Consider the following 20199-nt stretch of genomic DNA (forward strand, 5'->3'; position numbering starts at 1 on the left):
GTGTTCGGTTAATCTCGACTTCATGATTCCCACTGTTGTCTGGGGTACAGGCAACATCGGTCGCGCCTCCCTCCGGGCCGTCGACGCGCATCCGGCGCTGGAACTCACCGGTGTGCTCGTGCACGATCCCGCGAAGGTCGGCCGCGACGCGGCCGCGCTCGCGGGAATCGACGGCGAACTGGGTGTGGCGGCGACCGATGACGTCGAAGCGATTCTGGCGGCGGGTCCGCGTGCGGTGGTGTACGCGGCGTCCGGCGACATCCGGCCCGCCGACGCGCTGGCCGACATCGTCCGCGCGATCCGGGCCGGGGCGGTGGTGGTGACGCCCGCGCTCTACGCGTTGTACGACCAGCGCAACGCGCCCGAAGAACTGCGGGAGCCCGTGCTCGCGGCGATCGCGGAGGGCGGCGGGTCGCTGTTCGTCTCCGGGGTGGATCCGGGGTGGGGCAACGACATCCTGCCGTTGCTGATCAGCGGGCTCGGCACCACCGTGGACGTGGTCCGCTGCCAGGAGATCTTCGACTACTCCACCTACGACCAGCCGGACTCCGTCCGCTACCTGGTCGGCATGGGGCAGCCGATGGACTACGAGCCGCCGATGCTGGTCCCGTCGGTGCCCACGATGGTGTGGGGCGGGCAGGTGCGGCTGATCGCCCGTGGTCTCGGGGTGGAACTGGACGAGATCCGGGAGACGCTCGACCGCCGTCCGCTGGAGGAGACCGTGACCACGCGGGCGATGGGCGAGTTCGAAGCGGGCACTCAGGGTGCGGTCCGGTTCGAAGTACAGGGGATCGTGGACAACGAGCCTCGGATCGTCATCGAACATGTCACCCGGATCCACGCGTCGTGCGCGCCGGACTGGCCGATGCCGCCCAGCGGCGACGGGGCGCACAAGGTGATCATCGAGGGCCGTCCCAGGATCGAAGTCTCCGTCGAGGCCACCGACGAGGGCGAGAACCGGTCCGCCGGCGGCAACGCGACGGCGGTCGGCAGGCTGGTCGGCGCCATCGACTGGCTCGTGGACGCGAAACCGGGCCTCTACGACGCACTCGACGTCCCCCTGCGACCGGCGACCGGCAAGCTCGGAAGGAGCGCGCGATGAACATCGACATTCCCGAGGGCAAGGACCCGATCGGCTACGTATGGGGCGAGATGGTGCCCGGGATCGGTGTCGCGGCCTCGCAACTCTCGCTCGCGGTGTACTCGCACACCACGCTGGGGCTCCGTGAGTTCGAAGCGGCCCGGTTGCGGATCGCGCAGATCAACGGCTGCGTCTTCTGCCTGGACTGGCGGACCGAGCGTGACGGGGTGAAGGTCGAGGAGGAGTTCGCCGACGCGGTGACCGAGTGGCGGACCACCGACGCGTTCGACGAGCGGACCCGGCTGGCCGCCGAATACGCCGAACGCTACGCGCTCGACCACCACGGCATCGACGACGAATTCTGGAAGCGGATGGCCGAGCATTACAGCCAGAAGGAAATCGTCGAGCTGAGCATGAGCATCGGTTCCTGGCTCGCCTTCGGACGGTTGAACCACGTTCTGGGGATCGACACCGTCTGCGTTCTGCCGAAGATATAAGAATGGGCCGGGGTTGTCGCCCCGGCCCATTGCGGATCGTCGTCACAGATCGGTGGCGACGATCTTTTCGATGTTCCTTTCCGCCAGCGCGGTAATGGTGACGAACGGATTGACCGAGGTATTCCCCGGAATCAGCGCGCCGTCGATCACGTAAAGCCCCGGATATCCGTGGAGCCTGCCGTAGTTGTCGGTGGCCTTGCCGAGCACCGCGCCGCCGAGCGGGTGGTACGTGAGATGGTCGCCCCAGATCTTGTAGGTGCCGAAGAGGTCGGTCCGGTAGATCGTGCCTTCCTTGGAATTGATCTTGTCGAAGATCGTCTTCGCCATCTCGATCGACGGCTGCTTCCACGCGGTCTGCCAGTCGAGGTCGACCCTGTTCGCGCTCGGGTTCCAGGAGAACGTCGCGCGGTGGGGGTTCTTGGTGATCGACAGGTAGAACGAGGCGTAGGTCTCGATGCCGGTCGGCAGGGGCGCGACCTCGGCGAACGCACCGCCCGCCGCCCAGTTGTCGATACCCGCGGTGGGGATGGACGACTGCAACGCCCCGGTGGCGTCCCACATGTGGTTGGCCCGCCCGCACATGACGTTCCCGTTGTCGCCCCAGCCTTTGCCGACCTCGGCGCTGAGGTTGGGCAGCGCGCCGGTGGCCCTGAGCTTCACCAGCAGTTTGCTCGTGCCGACGCTGCCCGCGGCGAAGAACACCTTGTCCGCGGTGACGGATTTCGTCGCCGTCACGGTGCCGCCCGTGTTGAGCTGCTCCATCACCACGGTGTACCCGCCGCCCGACGCGGGCGTCACCGAAGTGACGCGGTGCAGCGCCGAGATCGTCACCCGCCCCGTCGCCTTGATCCGCGGGAGATAGGTCTGCTGCAGCGATTTCTTGCCGGCGTTGTTGCCGTAGAGGATCTCCCCGGCGAGCGCCGACCTCGGCACCGTGCCCGCCTGTTCCTTCTTCATGTAGTCCCAGTCGTACACGTCCGGGACGAACAGGAACGGGAAACCGGACCGCTGCGCGTGTTTCCGGCCGACCCGCGCGTACTGGTAGCACTCGGCGGTCTCGAACCAGTTCTGGTCGATGGTGGCGACGCCGAGACCCGTGTTGGCGCGCGGGTAGTACACGCCGTACATCTCGTCGGCGTTCACCGTCGGAAGGACGGAGCCGAAGTTCTCGCGCTTAGGCGTGACGGCCATGCCGCCGTTCACCAGTGAGCCGCCACCGACGCCGCGGCCCTGGTAGACGGTGATGCCGCTGAAGTCCTCGGCGTCGAGGATCCCGGTGTGGCGCGGGACGTCCTTGTCCAGCGGGAAGCCGAGGAAGTTGCTCAGCGGCTGCTTGGTCCTCGTCCGCAGCCAGAACGAGCGGTAGTCGGGCTTGGTGGTGTTGGCGAAGATCTTGCCGTCCGTGCCAGGGGTGTCCCAGGCCATGCCGAGCTCGACGAGATGGACGTCGACGCCTGCCTCGGCGAGCCGGAGCGCGGCGACACAGCCGCCGTATCCGGATCCGATGACGAGTGCCGGGATTCGGGCGGCATCGGCGATCGAACTTTTCGCGGAAGCGGTCCCGCCGAGGGCCGCCGCCCCCAAGATAGAACCAGTTCCAGCAATAAAGAGGCGGCGGGATAACTGTCCGGAAGCGCTTCTCCACATGGTTTCGTCGCTCACGTGATCTTCCTCACCGTTGAGGGATTTAGAACAAGTTATACCTGCGGCTATGCCGGGTGGCAATAAAGCCGGCCGATAGGCCACTATGTACTGCTGTGGAGTCCACTCGAGTTGATCGCTGGCTGTGGGCCGTCCGGCTGACCAAAACACGCCCGGACGCCGCGGCGGCCTGTCGTGGCGGCCATGTCCGCGTGAACGGCAAACCGGCCAAACCCGCGACCACGGTCGTGGCGGGTGACGAAGTGCGCGCGCGGGTACACGACACGACGCGGATCCTGGAAGTGACGCGCGTGATCCAGAAACGGGTCGGTGCCGCCGACGCCGCGACCTGCTTCATCGACCGGACGCCGGCGCCGCCGCCCGAGGCCGCCATCCCGGTCGCGCGGCGGGAGCGGGGCGCGGGGCGCCCGACGAAACGGGAGCGCCGCGTGCTCGACCGGTTCCGTTCAGGTGAGCACTGACCCGTTGGCGCACAAGGTGTCGCCGAGCGCCGAGCGCGCGTAGAACACCTCGCGTCCGGTCCGATGACGGGTGATCAGGCCGGTGTCGTACAGGACCTTCAGGTGCTGGCTGACCGCGCCGGGCGCCATGATCAGCCGGCGGGCCAGCGCGGTCGTCGTCGCCGCGTCGGCGATGGCCACGAGGACACGAGCGCGGGTCCGCCCGATCAAGGCGTCCAGGGCACCGGTGGTCGGGACGACGTTCCGCGTCCACACGGTGGCGACGCCGGGCGCGGGATAGACCAGGTTCGGCTGGTACGGCTCGGCCATCACCGCCGTGTCGGGCCAGTGGAAGACGCTCGGGATCAGGATGAGCCCGTCGCCGCCCAGCGGCCCGCTGCGTTTCCACGCGCGGGTGCGCACCCGTAACCGTCCGTCGTCCCACGAGATGTTCGGGTGCAGGTCGTTGAACAGTGCGCCTGCCCCGTCACGGGCCAGCTGGCGGGCTCGGCGGAGGATCTCCGCTTCGAACAGTCCCCGGATCTGCGGCCAGAACCGGGCCAGCGCCACGTCCCAGTAGAGCCGGAGTTCTTCGGTGGCACGCGCGACCCCCGCGGCGGGGTCCGCCAGGAACCGCTGCACGACGTCGCTCGCGGCGGCGGGGACCCGGGAGGCCTCCGCGACGGCCTCGTCGAGATCGGCGTGGGCGATCCGGTCGAGTTCGGCGTCGATGTCGGGGACCGGACTGGACGGCGGCGGAGTCAGGAAGTCCGCGAAGTAGGCACCGAGCGGGACCAGCGCGAAGAGCAGACGCAGGTCGAGGTCGCGGAGGAGCGGACGGACGGCGCGGATCCACGGCAGGTGCACCGCGTGCCTGCCGGGGTCCTGGAGCAGTCGCAAGCTGGCGATCGCCTCGGAGGCGGGAGAGAACGCGAAGCGCAGCCGGGCCAGGTCGCTCGACGTGAAGTCGAACTCCGCCCACGAGGATTCAGCCACAACTGAAACTCTTATCGGCTCCGGGACCGCCGGTCAACGATGGACCGCATGATCACCCACACCTCCCCGCTTGCCGGGCCCCGGTCGCTCCCGCGTCCGTTCTGGATGCTGTGGCTGGGGATTGTCGTCAATCGAGCAGGCGCGATGGTGCAGCCGTTCCTGTCCGTCTACCTGACCCGCGTGCAGGGCTTCGGGATCGGCGAGACCGGTGCGGTGATGGCCGCGTTCGGCGTCGGCTCGGTGCTTTCGCACGTGGTCGCCGGCCGCCTCGCCGACCGGTTCGGCCGCAGGGTGACCCTGACCGGCGGCATGCTCGCGACCTCCGCATCGATGGTCCTGATGGGCGCCGCGACCGGATTCGCGTTCGTGGCGGTGACGGCGTTCCTGCTCGGCCTCACCATCGAGTCCTACCGTCCCGCGTCGCAGGCGATGGTGGCCGACCTGGTCCCACCTTCGGTCCGGCCGCGGGCGTACGGACTGCTGTTCTGGGGCGTGAACCTCGGTTACGCCGTCGCGATGGTGGCGGGCGGGTGGTTCGCCGACCACGGTGCGACGGCGATGTTCGGGGTCAACGCCGCCGTCGCCGTCGCCTTCGCGGTGCTCGTGTGGCGGGCGGTCCCGGAATCCAGGCCAACCGAGCCGGTGGGTGGCGCCTGGCGGTCGGTGCTCCGGGACCCGGTGATGCTCGCCTTCAGCGTCGTGACGACGGCCTACGGCGCCCTGTACGCGCAGGCGTTCACCACCTTGCCGCTCGCCATGGCCGGACAGGGGATCAGCGGTACCCACTTCGGACTGGTCATGGCGCTCAACGGCGTCCTGATCGTCGCCGTGCAGCCCTTGGCCGGGAGACGGCTCTCGCGACTCGATCCCAACCGCGTGCTGGCGGCGGGGACGGCCGTCGTGGCCACCGGGTTCGCTCTGACGGCCTTCGTGCACGACGCGGGCGGGCTCGCGGTCACGGTGGTGGTCTGGACGGCGGGGGAGATCGCGGTCGCGGGTTCGATCCCGACCATCGTTTCCCTCCTGGCGCCGCCCACACTGCAAGGCACGTACGCGGGGGTGTCCGGGATGAGCTGGTCGGTGGGCGCGGTTCTCGCGCCGGTGCTCGGCTCCCTGCTGCTGCCGTCCGGACCGGGCCCGCTTTGGGGCGGTGTCGGGGTGGTGGGGATGACCGCGGCCTTCGGCGCCGTGGCTCTGGGAGGCCCGGTGCGACGCCGGGCCGCCTTCCTCTGATTCGCAGGATGACAAACAAGAAAGGCACGACCATGACCTATGAAGTCGGCTACGTCGTCGGCAGCCTGTCGCGCGATTCGATCAACCGGCGCCTCGCCGGGGCCCTCACCGGGCTGGCGCCGGCGGCCTTGCGGTTGACCGAGATCCCCATCCGTGACCTGCCGCTGTACGACCGCTCTGTCGACGAGGACTTCCCGGCGGTGGCACGCGAGCTGAAGCGGGCGATCGAAGGATCGGACGCGCTCCTGTTCGTCACGCCCGAGTACAACCGGTCGGTCCCGGGGGCACTGAAGAACGCGCTCGACTGGGCCACCCGGCCGTGGGGCTCGAACTCCCTCGACGGGAAGCCCGCCGCGGTGATCGGCGCGTCGCCGGGACTGATCTCCACGGCGGTGGCCCAGCAGCACTTGAAGAGCATCCTGTCCTTCACCAATTCGCCGGTGCTGGGCCAGCCGGAGGCCTACATCAGGTACACCGATGGGCTGATCACGGACAACGGCAAGGTGACGGACGAGGGCACGGAGGCGTTCCTTCGCCGCTACCTGGAGGCGTTCTCCACCCATATCGCGACGTTCGCGCGTTCACATACATGGACATGATTCACATCCGTTGACGAGCGACAGGGACGTGAACTATAAAGACGGGGTCCGGGTGTACACGCCGCAACACCTTCCGTCAGTCCGTCACGGAGGTTTCGGGTGTCCCGAAAAAGTCCTCTTCGTCGTGCCGTCCTCCCGGCGGTCGCCGCCGTGGTCGCCACCGCCGCGCTCCTGCAGGTCCCGCCCCAGCCGGCGGACGCGGCGCCGGGACCCGGCGCGCTGCCCGGTCTCGACCTCGGAGCGGCCAACCGCCGCGCGCCGATCGCGGGGCTCTACGACTGGTCCAAGGCCGGGTATCGCGGCGGTGCCGCGCTACCCGGCCCCGGTGAGGTGAATCCGAACGCCACCTGCCAGGTCACCGCGGCCGAGCTGGCGAGTCAGTACAACGTCGAACCCGACGACGGCGCCGACGACACGAACGGGATCCAGGCGGCGATCGACGGGATCAAGAGCGCGTGCTCGCCGTCCGGGAGCTACACCAAGCTCAGCACGATCACCTTCCCGGCGGGCCGGTTCGACGTCACGCACGAGATCCACGTCGACGCCGACTACCTGATCCTGCGCGGCGCGGGCAGGGACGCCACGAAGTTCGTCTACAAACCCGACGCGAACACCCTCTACGACACCCTCACCCCGGACGGTTCCGACTGGGACGAGGACGGGATGACCTCGGGCGCGGGCAAGGGCGGCTGGTTGTGGCCAGGGCGCGGGTTGTTCCGTGTCCAGTCCAGGGGAGTGCACACGTCCTACGCGAGCGACCACGCCTCGGCGCCCGTGAACCGCAAGGACATCTTCGAGGGCACGATCAACGTCCATTGGAAGTCCGGGGTGAAGCTGCGGGGCAAGCCGGGCGACACCGCGTTCGCCGCCCGGATGGGGGACAAGGTCGTCCACCTGGCGAGCAGCGGTGCCCTGACGTCGCTCGCGGCAGGGAACCTGGTCAATATCAGGGCGGCCAACTCGCGGAAGTTCTACGAGCAGCAGCAGGCGACGCCGACCACGTTCCCGCTGCTGAACATGCACATGCGCCAGCAGATCTTCACGATCGCGGCGCTCGACACCTCCGCGCGCACGATCACCCTCGACAAACCGCTCGAGTACGACGTCCCGGTGAATTCCACTTCGGACGGTTCGGTCCCGATCGACGGCGCCACCTACGACTCGAAGGCGGCACCGCTGGTCGACCCGGTGCTCGGTGTCGGATTCGAGAATCTCGGGTTCACCCAGGACATGCCGGGCCTGAACCCCGCGGAGGCGAACAACAACTACGGGAACATGGCGCCTGCCGCCGAGATGCACGGGATCGTCTTCAAATGGGCGGCGAACTCCTGGATCCGCGGTATCCGCGCGGATATGACGGGATCGCATCCGATCGTCACCGAGGAGGCCAAGAACCTCCAGATCGTCGACAACGAACTCAACGGGTCGTGGAACAAGGGCAAGGGCGGCAACGGCTACTTCCGCGGCTCCCGCGTCTGGGATTCGCTCTACGCCGGCAACACTTCGACCCAGCTGCGGCATTTCACCTTCCAGTGGTCCGCCGCGGGCAACGTGGTGATCGGCAACTCGTTCGACTCCGACCTCAACCTGCACGGCGGCTGGGAACGCAACAACCTGTTCGAACTCAACACGGTCAAGGTCCCGTACGCGCACCGCTCCGGGAACTGCCGGGCCAACTGCGGTGAGGAGGGCGGTGGCGGTCCCGACGACTCGAACTGGTTCCCGATCTGGTGGGGCGCGGGCAAGAAGGCGGTCAAGTGGTCGGGAGCTTCCGGCCCCCGCAACGTGTTCTTCAACAACGCCATGACCAAACAGCACGCGGACAACGGCCCGTATAACGACTTCTACGCCGACCGGCACCGCGTCCACTCCTTCGGCTGGGACGGCACCGCGTACAAACACCTCGACATCGGCGGCACGCCGATCGCCGACTGGGCGAAGAACGAGCAGCGGGACTACACCGGAGGGCACGGCGTCGACGCGAGCAAAACCGATGCCGCGTCGTCGCTCTTCCTGAAGTCCGTCGACGGGACCCCGCCGTCCTCGCCGACTTCGCCGACGAGCCAGAGCCCCACCACTTCGACGACAACCCAGACCCCGAGCACATGCCTGAACGCGACGTTCACCCGCAAGTCGGTGTGGGACAGCGGCTACGGTGGCGGCTTCACCGTCACCAACACCTGTTCGGCCGCCGTCGGTTCGTGGGCGGTGGAGTTCGACCTGCCAGCCGGGACGACGGTCACCGGATCGTGGAGTTCGGTGCTGACCAGGACCGGACAGCACTACCGGTTCGGGAACGCGGCCCACAACGGGAGCGTCAAACCCGGCGGCTCGGCGACGTTCGGCTTCAACGCCGCAGGTCAGGGACTCCCGGTCGCGTGCTCGATCGCCGGAACGAAATGCGGAGGCACGGAATGACGAGGAAACGACTGCTCGCCGCGATCGCGGCCACGGCGTCGGCGGCGGGCCTGTTCGGTGCCGTCGTCACCGCCGAGGCCGCCGCGCCCAGCCTGACCGCGACCTTCGCCAAGAGCTCGGCGTGGGACCGCGGATACGGCGGGAAGTACACGCTGACCAACGCGGGCGACGCGAACAGTACACAGTGGACGATCGAGTTCGATCTCCCCGAGGGCACCACGATCACGACGTCGTGGAGTTCGGTGCTCACCAGGACCGGCCAGCACTACAAGGTCACCAACGCCGACTTCAACGGCACGATCAAACCCGGCGGCACCGCGTCGTTCGGTTTCAACACCAAGGGGCTCGGCCTGCCGACCGGCTGCACGGTCAACGGCAGCCCGTGCGGGGGAGGGGCACCGACCACTACCACGACCCCGCCCACCACCACGAGCGAACCGCCGACGACGACCACCAGCGTTCCCGCGGGTGACGTGGTCGACGTGAGCACGGCGGCGGAACTACAGGCCGCGCTGGCCGCCGCGAGCCCCGGCCGGACCATCCGGCTGGCCGCCGGGACCTATCGTGGTTCGTTCGTGGCCACGAAACCCGGCACGGCGGGCGCGCCGATCACGGTGACCGGACCGTCGACGGCGGTCCTGATCAACGACGGCCCGTCCGGCGAGGCGCCGTCCTGCCCGGCGCCGACCGCGGGCTGGGACTCCGGGTACGGCTTCTGGCTCTACGGTGCGCCGTACTGGCACCTCAAGGGCTTCACCGTGCAGGAGTCGAAGAAGGGCATCGTCGCGGACAATTCGCACCACACCGTGATCGAGGGAGTGCGGGTGCACCGGATCGACGAGGAGGCCGTGCATTTCCGCCGCTCCTCGGCGGACAGCGTCATCCGCGATTCGACGATCAGTCACACCGGCCTCGTGCAGGCGGGTTACGGCGAGGGCGTCTACCTCGGCTCGGCGAACTCCAACTGGGCGTGCCACGGGAACTCCGGCGGGGTCGACCGCAGCGACCGGATCCAGGTGCTCGACAACCACATCGGGCCGTACGTCGCGGCGGAGGCCATCGACGTCAAGGAGGGCACCGTGGACGGTGTCATCCGGGGCAACACCTTCGACGGCCAAGGGGTTTCCGGGCAGAACTCGGCCGATTCCTGGGTTGACGTCAAGGGATCCGGTTACGTGATCGAGGGCAACGCCGGCACCTTCGCTTCGCCGGGGACGTTCGCGAACGGTTACGAGACGCACAATCCCGGGACCACCCCGTCGTTCCCGAACGGCTGCGGGAACGTGTGGCGGGACAACAGGTCCGATCTCGGCGGGGTCGGACAGTACGCCATCAAGATCACGTCGACGTCGAAGTGCTCGGACCGGCCCAACGTCGTCCACGCGTCCAACACCGTGTCGAGGGCGGTGAACGGGCTGACCAACATCCCCGTCACGCCTTGACGGACGCCGGTGACGGGAGCGGCGCGGCTCCCGTCACCGGCGGGTCAGTCGCGGACCGCGGTGATCGCGACGGTGGCGTACCGCACGGTGAACCGTCCGCCCAGCCCATCGATCACCGCGCCGACTTCAGCGAGGATCTCTTGTCGCACTGTGGATTCGACCCAGGTGAGCGAACCGAACGTCGGAAGCTGGTCCAGCCATTCGTCCCGGGTGTAGACCCGGTCCCAGTCGTGGCGGCTTCGTTCCGGTTCGCCGAACCCGCCCGCATCGCGCAGACCGTCGGCGACCTTCACGATGAGTGGCCCGTACGGGTCAGAGGGTTGTTTCGGCACGCTGTCGAGATCGATCGGGGAATCCGGCACGAGCCGCCGGTAAGCGTCCGCCAAGGCGTTCGCGACCTCTTCCGGCGGTTCGGGTACGTGCCAGAACGCGGCCAGGAGCCCGCCGGGCCGTAGCACCTCGGCGGCCTTGGCGGCGCCCGCCACCGGGTCGACCCAGTGCCAGGCCTGCCCGGAGACGAGCAGATCGAACCGGCGTCCGGCGGGGTCCCACTCCTCGAACTTCGCGACCTCGACGTCGACGCCGCTTCGGCGAGCGAACTCCGCCATCCGCGAGTCCGGTTCGACGCCGAGGAGGCGACAACCCGCCGCCTGGAACTGGCGCGCTTCGATTCCGGTGCCCGCGCCGACGTCGAGGACCTCGCGGCCGGGCGCGGTGGCGATGAGGTGACCGATGAGTTCCGGGGGATAGGCGGGCCGGGTCCGGTCGTAGCGTTCGACGTCCGTGCCGAAGGACTCCGCGGCCTGCCGATAGCGATGAGGCTCTTGCCCCGAAGGTAGAGTGGGCATGTGCCCACCTTAAGTGGGCGCTTGCCCACTCGTCAACGCAAGGGAGCCGTATGCCGACCGGGGTAGCCCTGCGCGCCGTCCGCGCGCAGTTGTTCGACGCGGCGGAGCGTGTCCTGCTACGGGATGGGCCGAGCGGGCTCACGAGCCGCGCGGTGACCACAGAGGCGGACTGCGCGAAAGGCGTCCTTCACCGGCATTTCGACGACTTCGACGGATTCCTCGCCGAGTTCGTGCTGGACCGGATCGAGAAGCTGGACGAGAAGGGCCTCCGGGAAGCCGTCGGTACCGGAACGGTCGTGGACAACCTCACCTCGGCGCTCACCGCGGTGTTCGAGTCGGTCGCGGTCGCGATCGTCCCGCTCGTGATCTTCCGCGACGAGCTGCGTGCCCGGTTGCGCCGCGAGTGGCCAGCCGGGGTTCCGGTGCTGACTCAAGCCGCCGTCATGATCGGTGGCTATCTCGAGGCTGAACGAGCGCAGGGCAGGATCGCGGCGGACGCCGACGTCGAAACCCTCGCGGCGACGCTCATCGGTGCCGCGCATCTGCTCTACGCCGACCGCACCGCACCGCCGCCGGAACCGACTCAGGTGCGGAAGGTCGTAGAGACGGTGATCGGGACGTAACTCGCGTGATCGAAGGCGTAACTCGCGTGATTGGAGGCGTAACTTCGTGTGCGGCCTCTGATCACGCGAGATACGTGTCTGATCACGTGAGTTACGCCTTCGATCACAGGTCGCTGCCCCCGCCGACGTTGCGAAAGTGGCTTTCGCAACACGCCCACTTTCGCTTCGCCGCACGAAAAAGGCGGCGAGTCCACAATGGACTCGCCGCCTCTCGTCGTTGATCAGGACTGCGCGGCGGTGACGGTGTGCCGCAGCAGCAGCGACGTCGTGACCGGGCCGACGCCACCCGGCACCGGCGTGATCGAGCCGGCGATCTCCTCGACCGCGGCCTGGTCGACGTCGCCGACGAGCCCGCCTTCGGGCGTCGGGTTCGTGCCGACGTCGATCACGACGGCACCGGGCTTCACGTGGTCCGCGCCGATGAAGTGCGCGCGGCCGACGGCCACGACCAGGACGTCCGCGGTCTTGGTGACCGCCGCGAGGTCCTTGGTGCGGGAGTGGCAGACGGTGACCGTCGCGTGTTCGCCGAGCAGCAGTAGCGCGGCGGGTTTGCCGACGACGGTCGAGCGGCCCACGACGGCGACCTGGGCGCCGGACAGGGCGACCTGCTCACGCTTCAGGATCTCCAGCACCGCGGCGGCGGTGGCGGGCGCGTAGGTCGGGAGGCCAGCGGTGAGACGGCCGAGGCTGACCGGGTTCGCGCCGTCGACGTCCTTGCGCGGGTCGATGTGCGCGCCGACGTCGTCGAGCGTGACCCCTTCGGGCAACGGGGTCTGGCAGATGATGCCGTGGACCGACGGGTCCGCGGAGAGCTTGTCGAGCTCGCGGGTGACGTCCTCGCCGGTCGGCTTCTCGAGCTGGACCACGCGGCAGTCGACTCCGACCTTCTTCGCGGCACGCTCGATCGAGCGTACGTACCAGGCGGTGGCGTCGTCGTCGGTCGGCACGAGCACGGCGAGCGTCGGGACGGTGCCCGATTCGCGGAGCTTGGCGGCCGTCTCGGTGACTTCGGCGGTGATGGCGGCGGCGATCGCGCGCCCGTCGATCAGGGTCATCGGGCGAGCCTTTCGCGAACCTGGGCGATGAGGGCGTCGGCGCGCCCGGCGGCGGGGGTGTACTCGGTGAGACGGGCCTCGGTCTCCTTGCGGAGCTGCTCGTCCGCCATGGACGCGAGGTTGACCTCGACGTTGACGACACCCGATTCGAGCGCGGACTTGGCGGACGAGGCCGCGACCGCGATGTCGGAGATGACGTTGGTGTTGGCGCCTTCGAGAATCGAGGCGGCGACGTCGATGACCTCGGCGGCGAGGGCCGCGGTGCGCAGCGGGACCTCCGCGGCGCCGACCAGCGCGGCCTGGATCGCGGCGGTGCGCGCCTGCTTCTCCTCGTCGGTGGCCTTGGGGAGCTTGTACGCGGCGACCACGGCGTCGAACGCGGTGGCGTCGTCGGCGGCGAGGCCGAGCGCACGTGTCCGGAGGTCCTCGGCCTTGGCGAGCGCCTCGGTCATGGTGGCCTCGTGCTCGGCGTACTTCGGCTTGCCGATGGTCAGGTTGCACACCATGGAGACCAGGGCGGCACCGACCGCGGCGTTCATCGCGGCACCCGCGCCACCACCGGGCGTCGAGGCCTTCGATGCCAGCTCGTCGAGCCACTGACCGACCGGTTGAGCCTCCACGCGATGTTCCCTTCCCGCTGGTTTTGCCGTCGCGCCGAAGCCTACCTGGGGCTTCGCGGACAGCCCGAAGGCCACCTTCGCGACGATCGACATCGGCGAAGGCGGCCTCCGGCCAGCGGGTCAGGACCGCTGGTACTCCTCCCAAGTCAGCTTCGGCGTGACGGCGGGGCCGTCGTCGGCACCGCGGCCGGCGAGGCCGTTGTAGCCGAGGTAGTAGTCACCGGCCTGGTGCTGCGCGCCCGACGACAGGTCCGGGTCGGACAGTGCGATGGCGTGGATGTGGTAGGCGAAACCCTGGGCCGGGGTCCGGACCCAAGCCGCGAAGCCCACCTGTCGCAGCTTCCGCGCGACGTCCGTCCGCGTGGTCGAGGACATGCCCTCGACGCCGATGTCGAGCGCGCCGCCACCGTCGTGCGTCCCGGCCGAAGCGCCGACGCCGCCGGGGTTGTACGAGCCCTGCGTGATGGTGAGCTGCCTGCCGAGCAGACCCTCGGCCTTCACCAGCATCGCCTTGGTCCGCGTGTTCATCGTCTTGCCGTGGTAGGTCAGGCGGCTACCCGCCGAGACCACCGCGGTGACGGTGTACCGGCCCTCGCCCAGCTTCTCGAGCGACGTCTTGCCCGGCAGGCCGGAGGCGTCGATCCCGGTGTAGCCCAGCGACTTCTGGTAGCTGGAGTACGCCGTGATGGTCGACGTCCCGAAATGGCCGTCGACGTACTGCTGGGCGAGCAGTCCCTTGGCGGCGAGCGCCTGCTCCACCAGCAGCACGCTGTCCTTGGCCCCGGGGGTCAGCGCGCTGTCGGCCCGGCGCGGGTCGATCTGTGCGGCCTTGAGCACCGCTTCCATGCTGGCCGTTGGCAACGCGGTCACTTCGGCGCCGGCCGGTGCGGCGGCCACGCCGAGGGAGAGCGCGGTCGCTGTCGCGAGCACGGCTACCTTGGTCAACAATTCCTGCCTCCTGAGCGGATTCGGTTGTCCGGTCAGCATGGGCAGCGTGAATACAAGGGCCGTACAAACGAACCTTTCTCAGGTCCTTGTCGCCCGGTCGGGTGTCGCTCCGGCGAAACCGGAACCGAGCTGATAAGACTTCCGGTGGACGCCGAAAGGTCGAGACCGACATGGTGCTACGTACTCAGCCACCCTCAAGGGCTCATCTCAGACTGCTCGCGGCGGCGGACTCGGCCCCGCCGGCGCGACGCCGGGACCGGTACGGCGAGATCCCCGACCGGCGGCTCGCCGCGATCCTCGCCGCGGAGGACGTGGCCGAGGAGCACGGCCTGAGCGCGCACGTCCGGACGACGTGTTACGTCCACCGCGGCTGGGTGCATCAGTGCATCTCCGATCCGATGCACGTCCTGGTCGTCACCGGGCATCGCTGGTGCCGCCGCTGTGATCGCACGGTCGAAGTCCGGGTCGACGAGACCTTCCCCGGCTCGGTCGAGCTCTTCTGCGACGGCTGCGGTGTCCCGCCGGACACCGTCGCGAACCGCGAGGTCCTCCTGGCCTGCCGGACCAGTCTGAGCGCCATGCACGGCGGGGAAGCGTCGACGCTCTACGTCGTCCCGGACCGCTGACCGGCGCCCGATCGCACCACGCGAGGACACCGAACGGTCGCATCGCCTTGGGCTGTCCGGCGCAGCCAGTGGTTTGGACCACCACTGTTACCGAAGCGTGATCTGGACATATCGCACGGACGGCTACTTTGTTGTGGCGCGCAACGAATTGCTTCGCCCGTGGATTTCCAACGCCGGAGGTGTCACGACGTGAACCGGATCCTTGTGCGGTCCCCACGACGGAAAGGGGTTCGCGGCGTGCTCGCCGCCGGCCTTTCCGCGCTCCTGATCGCGAGCGGGCTGGGCGGTGCCACCGCCGCGGCCGCCGACTACAGCCAGAGTGCCGCCTCCTTGAACGCGAGCCAGGCACAGTTCTCCTTCACGCCGTCGACGCCCGCGCGGTACGTCGACATCCACTACACCGGCGTTCCGGGGTTGGGGCAGCAGAACGTCCGCATGACCGACAACGGCGGCACGTGGCGGCACACCGTCGGTTCGCTGTCCGCGGGCACGGTGCTCGACTACTGGTTCACCTACGAGAAGGGCGGGCCGCAGCACGACACCCCGCACTTCACGTACACCCACGGCGGCAGCGGTACGACCGTCGCCTCGCCGACGTTCGATCCACCTGGCGGCAGCTACCCGAGCGCCCGCTCGGTGACCTTGTCGAGCGCGACCGCCGGCGCGACCATCCGGTACACAGTGGACGGTTCCACCCCGACGGCGTCGTCCACTTTGTACACGGGCCCGATCACGGTCTCCGCCTCCTCGACGATCTCCGCGATCGCGCTCAAGTCCGGCTCGGCGAACTCCCCGGTGGCGTCGGCGAGTTACACGATCGGATCGACCCAGGCGACGTGCCCGGCCCAGGCCGAGGTCCCGGACTTCGGGCCCAACGTGCGGATCTTCGACCCGGGGATGTCGGCGTCGTCGATCCAGGCGAGGCTCGACGCGGACTTCAACGCGCAGAAGGACACCCTGACCGCGCAGTTCACCGAGCGCCGGTACGCGCATCTGTTCAAACCCGGCGTCTACAACGGCATCCACGACAACGTCGGCTACTACACCTCCGTGGCGGGGCTCGGGCAGAACCCTGGCGACGTCGTGATCAACGGTGACGTGACCGTCGACGCGTTCAACGAGTCGGACAAGGGTGTGGCGCTGCAGAACTTCTGGCGCTCGGCGGAGAACCTGGCCGTCGTCCCGAGTAGCGGCTCGACCCGCTGGGCCGTCGCCCAGGCCGCGCCGTTCCGCCGGATGGACATCCGCGGCGGGCTCCAGCTCTACCCGGCCAGCTATGGGTTCGCCAGCGGCGGGTACACCGCCGACAGCAAGGTGTCCGGGCAGACCGCGTCGATCTCGCAGCAGCAGTGGTACACCCGGGACAGCAGTTACGGCAGCTGGGACGGCGGGGTCTGGAACATGGTCTTCTCCGGAACGAGCGGCGCTCCCGCGAACACCTTCCCGAACCCGCCGGAGACGACGCTCGGCACCACGCCGGTGTCCCGTGACGTCCCGTATCTGTACCTCGACGGCTCCGGCAAGTACCGTGTGTTCCTGCCTTCCTTGCGCACCAACGCTTCCGGGCCGAGCTGGGCCAACGGCGGCACTCAGGGCAGCTCGCTGCCGATGAGCCAGTTCTACGTGGTGAAGGCGGGGGACACGGCGGCGTCGATCAACACCGCGCTCTCCCAGGGCTGCAACCTGTTCTTCACGCCGGGCGTCTACCACCTGAACCAGACGCTCAACGTGACGAAGGCGAACACCGTCGTCCTCGGCGTCGGCTACCCGACACTGGTGCCGGACAACGGCGTCGACGCCATGAAGGTCGCCGACGTGGACGGCGTCCGGATCAAGGGCCTCCTGTTCGACGCCGGGACGACCAACTCGCATTCGCTGCTCACGGTCGGGCAGGCGGGCTCGACGGCGAACCATGCCGCGAACCCGACCACGCTGCAGGACGTGTTCTTCCGGATCGGCGGCCAGATCGCCGGGAAGGCGACGAACAGCCTGATCGTCAACAGCCGTGACACGATCATCGACCACATCTGGGCCTGGCGGGCCGACCACGGGAACGCCGGCACCTACGGCTGGACGATCAACACCGGTGACACCGGCGTGGTCGTCAACGGCGACAACGTGCTGGCCACCGGCCTGTTCGTCGAGCATTACCAGAAGTACCAGGTGATCTGGAACGGCCAGAACGGCAGGACGATCTTCTTCCAGAACGAGATCCCGTACGACGTCCCGGACCAGGCGGGCTGGAAGAGTCCCAACGGGCTCAATGGGTACGCCGCGTACAAGGTAGGGGACAACGTGACCTCCCACGAGGCGTGGGGTCTGGGCAGCTACTGCTTCTTCAACGACAACCCGTCGGTGAATCTGTATCACGCGTTCGAGGTGCCGAACCGCTCCGGCGTCCGGTTCCACAACATGGTGACGGTTTCGTTGAACTACAAGGGGACCATCACGCACGTGATCAACGACGCCGGGGCGGTGACGCCACCGGACACGCGGCCGAGCAACCTGGTGAGCTACCCATAACGCTCGTCGCCTGAAGTACGTGAAGGACCCCTTCATTGCGTCTAGCGCGGTGAAGGGGTCCTTCACGTACTTGGCCCCTCGAATCGATTCGCGTATAACGTCCTATACGGCGCGGCCGAGGGCGAATCATCGACCCTCCCGACTGCCTTCATAGGCCCGCTCGCGCAGCCCGGAGAGCCAGCCAGGCCGCAGCTCCCAGCCCGGCGGTGGGTTGAGCATCGGATCGAAGGCGGGGCGAGGGGAGTCGTCGTCGACCTCGCGGAGGGTCAGCGTCGCGCAGGGTTTCCGATGTCCGTTCGCCCGGACCGTCTCGACGAGGTAGGTCACCGGCCCTTCCGCCACCAGCCGCCTCAATCCGTCCAGCGACGCTTCAGCGCGTCGTGTCGTCTCCGCACGGGCCGACAGCCAGACCAGTCCACCCTTCACGCGATAGGGCACCAACGAGCTGTAGCGACCGGTGGTCCAGGCGCGAGCCGGCCGCGGCAACACGCGACCGGCGAGGCCGGCGCCCGAAGTGGTCAACGTGAGATCCCACGGATGGCCGCCGACGGCCGGGATCCGTACCGCCATCCCCAGCGCGTCGGGCACGCGTCCCGGGAGACCGGCTCCCTTGGACATCCGCACGGTGACGGCGACCGGCTCGTCCGGCAATGCGAGCTCATCGCGCCGCAACGCGTGAAGTTCTCCTTTGAGGAGTAGTCCGTTCGGGTGGAAGGCCCTCGCGCCGCGAAGCGCCGCCAGCGCGTGAAATCCGGTGCGGAAAAGCCTGCCGACCGGCCCTGCCTGTGCTGCGTTGTCCTCGGCCACGATCTCCACCCTCCCGGTGACGTGTGTGTTCCGCAGGGGCTACCCCGGGCGAGCCGGATTACACGGGAATTCCCCTGGAATCGAAAACCTCGGTTTGCCGGTGTGAGCGCCTTACGTCCGGGTACTCGCGTGCTGTTCGCCCATCCTGTTCCACCTGGATCGGAGGAAATCCATGACTGCATCGCCGGCCACGGTTCGGCGGGCTCCGCGCCAGCTCATCGCCCTCGGCGTGGGCGCGGTCTTCCTGCTCGTCGGCATTCTCGGTTTCATCCCCGGCATCACGACGAACTACGAGCAGCTGAGCGGCGCCGGGCACGGGTCCGGCGCGTTGCTGCTGGGCGTGTTCCAGGTGTCGATCCTGCACAACATCGTCCACCTGGCGTTCGGCGTCGCGGGCATTCTGCTGGCCCGGACGGTGACCGGCGCGAAGGCGTTCCTCGTCGGAGGCGGGGTGATCTACCTCGTGCTGTGGCTGTACGGGCTGCTGATCGACCACGGCTCGGCGGCGAATTTCGTGCCGGTCAACACCGCCGACAACTGGCTGCACCTCGGGCTCGCCGTCGGGATGCTCGCCCTCGGGCTCATTCCGCTCTCCGGTTCGAAGGCGCCGATCGCCGACTCGCGCTAGTCCGTTCCCTGAATTCTCTGGAGGTTGTCAGTGTTCCGTCATACCAAATCGCTCCAATTCGAGGCCAAACCGGAAAAGCCGGACGCTTTGTACGCCCGTAAGCTGCAGGAACTCATCGGCGGCGCCTACGGTGAAATGACCGTCACCATGCAGTACCTGTTCCAGGGCTGGAATTGCCGGATCGAGGGCAAGTACAAGGATTTGATCATGGACACGGCGACCGAGGAGATCGGTCACGTGGAAATGCTCGCGACGATGGTCGCCCGGCTCCTCGAAGGGGCACCCGCGACCACGGTGGCCGAGGCCGCGAAGGATCCGGCCACCGCGGCGATTCTCGGCGGGATGGATCCCCAGCAGGCGATCATCTCCGGCGGCGGCGCCACGCCGAGCGACAGCCAGGGCTACCCCTGGAACGGCCGCTACGTCGTGGCGTCGGGCAACCTGCTGGCCGATTTCCGGGCGAACGTGGCGGCCGAGGCGCAGGGCCGCTTGCAGACGGCCCGGTTGTACAACATGACCGACGACCCCGGCGTGAAGGCGATGCTGCAGTTCAACCTCGCGCGGGACACGGTGCACCAGAAGCAGTGGCTCGCCGCGATCGAGGAACTCAAGGCCGACGGCCTGGAAAGCGACATCGCGCCGACGGCGTTGTTCGACGAGGAGAACCAGGAACACAACAACACCGTCTGGCACCTGTCCGACGGCCCGGACGGTTCGAAGGGCGGCTGGAGCTTCGGCGAAGACGGGCTCGAGTACCTGATGGAACCCGAGCCGCTCGGCGGACCGGGCACCGCTCCGAAGCCCGACCCGGCGCTTTACGGCACCTACGCGCCGCTGCAGGACGCGGTCGGGACGGTCAAGGGCAAGGTCAAGGACGCCAAGAAGAAGGCCACCAAGTCGAGCAAGAGCTAGGCATCGCGAAGGGCTCCTTCCCCTCGGCCGGGGGAAGGAGCCTGGGTGGGCCGAAGGCTCCCTTCGCCGCGTCTGATGCAGCGAAAGGAGCTTTCGGCTCTCGGCGGTGAGCGGCCCGGACGGTCAGGGCCAGCCGTGTCTTGCGGTGCACGGGTGGCACGCATGGTCGTGTCGTCCGTCCAGTCACGCGTGTCGTCCGCCTGATCACGTGTGTCGTCCGAATGGTTCACGAGACCCGACC

Annotated in this window: 19 protein-coding genes; 12 read left to right on the plus strand and 7 right to left on the minus strand. The window is 68.4% G+C overall.

The window, feature by feature from the left end; genetic code table 11:
• Window positions 1–22 precede the first annotated feature (22 nt).
• Window positions 23–1102 carry a dihydrodipicolinate reductase gene (locus tag ACFVM3_RS15845; RefSeq protein WP_378439267.1) on the plus strand — a complete coding sequence of 360 codons (1080 nt, stop codon included), beginning with the start codon at window positions 23–25 and terminating at the stop codon, window positions 1100–1102.
• Entirely contained in the window at window positions 1099–1578 is a 480-nt protein-coding gene (locus ACFVM3_RS15850) for a carboxymuconolactone decarboxylase family protein (protein ID WP_378439269.1), read from the plus strand. Before ACFVM3_RS15845 ends, ACFVM3_RS15850 begins: the two co-directional genes overlap by 4 nt.
• 42 nt (window positions 1579–1620) lie before the next feature.
• Here ACFVM3_RS15850 and ACFVM3_RS15855 read toward each other — a convergent pair whose 3' ends face one another.
• Entirely contained in the window at window positions 1621–3162 is a 1542-nt protein-coding gene (locus ACFVM3_RS15855) for a GMC oxidoreductase (RefSeq protein ID WP_378439271.1), read from the minus strand.
• 173 nt (window positions 3163–3335) lie between these two features.
• Here ACFVM3_RS15855 and ACFVM3_RS15860 point away from each other — a divergent pair, with 173 nt between their 5' ends.
• On the plus strand, window positions 3336–3701 hold the full coding sequence (locus ACFVM3_RS15860; RefSeq protein ID WP_034318646.1) for an RNA-binding S4 domain-containing protein: 366 nt from the start codon (window positions 3336–3338) through the stop codon (window positions 3699–3701).
• On the opposite strand, the gene ACFVM3_RS15865 is transcribed toward ACFVM3_RS15860, so the two are convergent.
• Window positions 3687–4676 (minus strand): DUF5937 family protein, encoded by a 990-nt coding sequence (locus ACFVM3_RS15865; protein WP_378439273.1) that lies wholly within the window; start codon window positions 4674–4676, stop codon window positions 3687–3689. The two genes, ACFVM3_RS15860 and ACFVM3_RS15865, sit on opposite strands and share 15 nt — an antisense overlap.
• A gap of 48 nt (window positions 4677–4724) precedes the next feature.
• Here ACFVM3_RS15865 and ACFVM3_RS15870 point away from each other — a divergent pair, with 48 nt between their 5' ends.
• The 4 genes from ACFVM3_RS15870 to ACFVM3_RS15885 all read left to right on the plus strand — a co-directional run bounded on the left by ACFVM3_RS15870 (window position 4725) and on the right by ACFVM3_RS15885 (window position 10368).
• Entirely contained in the window at window positions 4725–5909 is a 1185-nt protein-coding gene (locus ACFVM3_RS15870) for an MDR family MFS transporter (protein ID WP_378439275.1), read from the plus strand.
• 8 nt (window positions 5910–5917) lie between these two features.
• Window positions 5918–6508, plus strand: a complete 591-nt coding sequence (locus tag ACFVM3_RS15875; RefSeq protein ID WP_378439277.1) for an NADPH-dependent FMN reductase — start codon at window positions 5918–5920, stop codon at window positions 6506–6508.
• Window positions 6509–6607: 99 nt separating this feature from the next.
• Entirely contained in the window at window positions 6608–8926 is a 2319-nt protein-coding gene (locus tag ACFVM3_RS15880; RefSeq protein WP_378439279.1) for a cellulose binding domain-containing protein, read from the plus strand.
• Window positions 8923–10368, plus strand: a complete 1446-nt coding sequence (locus ACFVM3_RS15885) for a cellulose binding domain-containing protein (protein WP_378439281.1) — start codon at window positions 8923–8925, stop codon at window positions 10366–10368. Before ACFVM3_RS15880 ends, ACFVM3_RS15885 begins: the two co-directional genes overlap by 4 nt.
• Before the next feature lie 44 nt (window positions 10369–10412).
• Here the strand turns inward: ACFVM3_RS15885 and ACFVM3_RS15890 are convergent, their stop codons facing one another.
• Complete coding sequence (locus ACFVM3_RS15890; protein WP_378439283.1) at window positions 10413–11216, minus strand: class I SAM-dependent methyltransferase; 804 nt, start codon at window positions 11214–11216, stop codon at window positions 10413–10415.
• A 50-nt stretch (window positions 11217–11266) separates the two neighbouring features.
• Between ACFVM3_RS15890 and ACFVM3_RS15895 the strand changes: the two genes are divergently transcribed.
• Window positions 11267–11839, plus strand: a complete 573-nt coding sequence (locus tag ACFVM3_RS15895; protein ID WP_378439285.1) for a TetR/AcrR family transcriptional regulator — start codon at window positions 11267–11269, stop codon at window positions 11837–11839.
• Between the two features lie 221 nt (window positions 11840–12060).
• On the opposite strand, the gene ACFVM3_RS15900 is transcribed toward ACFVM3_RS15895, so the two are convergent.
• The 3 genes from ACFVM3_RS15900 to ACFVM3_RS15910 all read right to left on the minus strand — a co-directional run bounded on the left by ACFVM3_RS15900 (window position 12061) and on the right by ACFVM3_RS15910 (window position 14462).
• Complete coding sequence (locus ACFVM3_RS15900; RefSeq protein ID WP_378439287.1) at window positions 12061–12894, minus strand: bifunctional 5,10-methylenetetrahydrofolate dehydrogenase/5,10-methenyltetrahydrofolate cyclohydrolase; 834 nt, start codon at window positions 12892–12894, stop codon at window positions 12061–12063.
• Window positions 12891–13514, minus strand: coding sequence for a cyclodeaminase/cyclohydrolase family protein (locus ACFVM3_RS15905; RefSeq protein WP_378439289.1), 624 nt, complete (start codon window positions 13512–13514; stop codon window positions 12891–12893). The genes ACFVM3_RS15900 and ACFVM3_RS15905 overlap by 4 nt, the downstream gene beginning before the upstream one ends.
• 120 nt (window positions 13515–13634) lie before the next feature.
• A complete protein-coding gene (locus ACFVM3_RS15910; RefSeq protein WP_378439291.1) occupies window positions 13635–14462 on the minus strand; it encodes a peptidoglycan-binding protein in 828 nt (275 codons plus the stop codon).
• Between the two features lie 170 nt (window positions 14463–14632).
• Here ACFVM3_RS15910 and ACFVM3_RS15915 point away from each other — a divergent pair, with 170 nt between their 5' ends.
• Both ACFVM3_RS15915 and ACFVM3_RS15920 read left to right on the plus strand, forming a co-directional pair.
• The gene (locus ACFVM3_RS15915; protein ID WP_378439293.1) at window positions 14633–15088 is read left to right on the plus strand and encodes a hypothetical protein; all 456 of its coding nucleotides are present in this window, start codon (window positions 14633–14635) and stop codon (window positions 15086–15088) included.
• Between the two features lie 189 nt (window positions 15089–15277).
• A complete protein-coding gene (locus tag ACFVM3_RS15920; protein ID WP_378439295.1) occupies window positions 15278–17611 on the plus strand; it encodes a chitobiase/beta-hexosaminidase C-terminal domain-containing protein in 2334 nt (777 codons plus the stop codon).
• Between the two features lie 126 nt (window positions 17612–17737).
• On the opposite strand, the gene ACFVM3_RS15925 is transcribed toward ACFVM3_RS15920, so the two are convergent.
• The gene (locus tag ACFVM3_RS15925; RefSeq protein ID WP_378439297.1) at window positions 17738–18418 is read right to left on the minus strand and encodes a hypothetical protein; all 681 of its coding nucleotides are present in this window, start codon (window positions 18416–18418) and stop codon (window positions 17738–17740) included.
• Window positions 18419–18590: 172 nt separating this feature from the next.
• On the opposite strand from ACFVM3_RS15925, the gene ACFVM3_RS15930 reads away from it, so the two are divergent.
• On the plus strand, window positions 18591–19046 hold the full coding sequence (locus ACFVM3_RS15930; RefSeq protein ID WP_378439299.1) for a DUF4383 domain-containing protein: 456 nt from the start codon (window positions 18591–18593) through the stop codon (window positions 19044–19046).
• 30 nt (window positions 19047–19076) lie between these two features.
• The gene (locus ACFVM3_RS15935) at window positions 19077–19958 is read left to right on the plus strand and encodes a manganese catalase family protein (RefSeq protein WP_378439301.1); all 882 of its coding nucleotides are present in this window, start codon (window positions 19077–19079) and stop codon (window positions 19956–19958) included.
• The last annotated feature ends 241 nt before the right edge of the window (window positions 19959–20199 follow it).

Origin of the sequence: Amycolatopsis sp. NPDC057786 (assembly GCF_042797905.1) — a bacterium.
Taxonomy (GTDB): Bacteria; Actinomycetota; Actinomycetes; order Mycobacteriales; family Pseudonocardiaceae; genus Amycolatopsis.

What these genes read in the sequence shown, in the direction of transcription:
- ACFVM3_RS15845 (WP_378439267.1), top strand. Translation starts at nt 23, where the DNA reads ATGATTCCCACTGTTGTCTGGGGTACAGGCAACATCGGTCGCGCCTCC.
- ACFVM3_RS15850 (WP_378439269.1), top strand. Translation starts at nt 1,099, where the DNA reads ATGAACATCGACATTCCCGAGGGCAAGGACCCGATCGGCTACGTATGG.
- ACFVM3_RS15870 (WP_378439275.1), top strand. Translation starts at nt 4,725, where the DNA reads ATGATCACCCACACCTCCCCGCTTGCCGGGCCCCGGTCGCTCCCGCGT.
- ACFVM3_RS15875 (WP_378439277.1), top strand. Translation starts at nt 5,918, where the DNA reads ATGACAAACAAGAAAGGCACGACCATGACCTATGAAGTCGGCTACGTC.
- ACFVM3_RS15885 (WP_378439281.1), top strand. Translation starts at nt 8,923, where the DNA reads ATGACGAGGAAACGACTGCTCGCCGCGATCGCGGCCACGGCGTCGGCG.
- ACFVM3_RS15890 (WP_378439283.1), bottom strand. Translation starts at nt 11,216, where the DNA reads ATGCCCACTCTACCTTCGGGGCAAGAGCCTCATCGCTATCGGCAGGCC.
- ACFVM3_RS15895 (WP_378439285.1), top strand. Translation starts at nt 11,267, where the DNA reads ATGCCGACCGGGGTAGCCCTGCGCGCCGTCCGCGCGCAGTTGTTCGAC.
- ACFVM3_RS15900 (WP_378439287.1), bottom strand. Translation starts at nt 12,894, where the DNA reads ATGACCCTGATCGACGGGCGCGCGATCGCCGCCGCCATCACCGCCGAA.
- ACFVM3_RS15915 (WP_378439293.1), top strand. Translation starts at nt 14,633, where the DNA reads ATGGTGCTACGTACTCAGCCACCCTCAAGGGCTCATCTCAGACTGCTC.
- ACFVM3_RS15930 (WP_378439299.1), top strand. Translation starts at nt 18,591, where the DNA reads ATGACTGCATCGCCGGCCACGGTTCGGCGGGCTCCGCGCCAGCTCATC.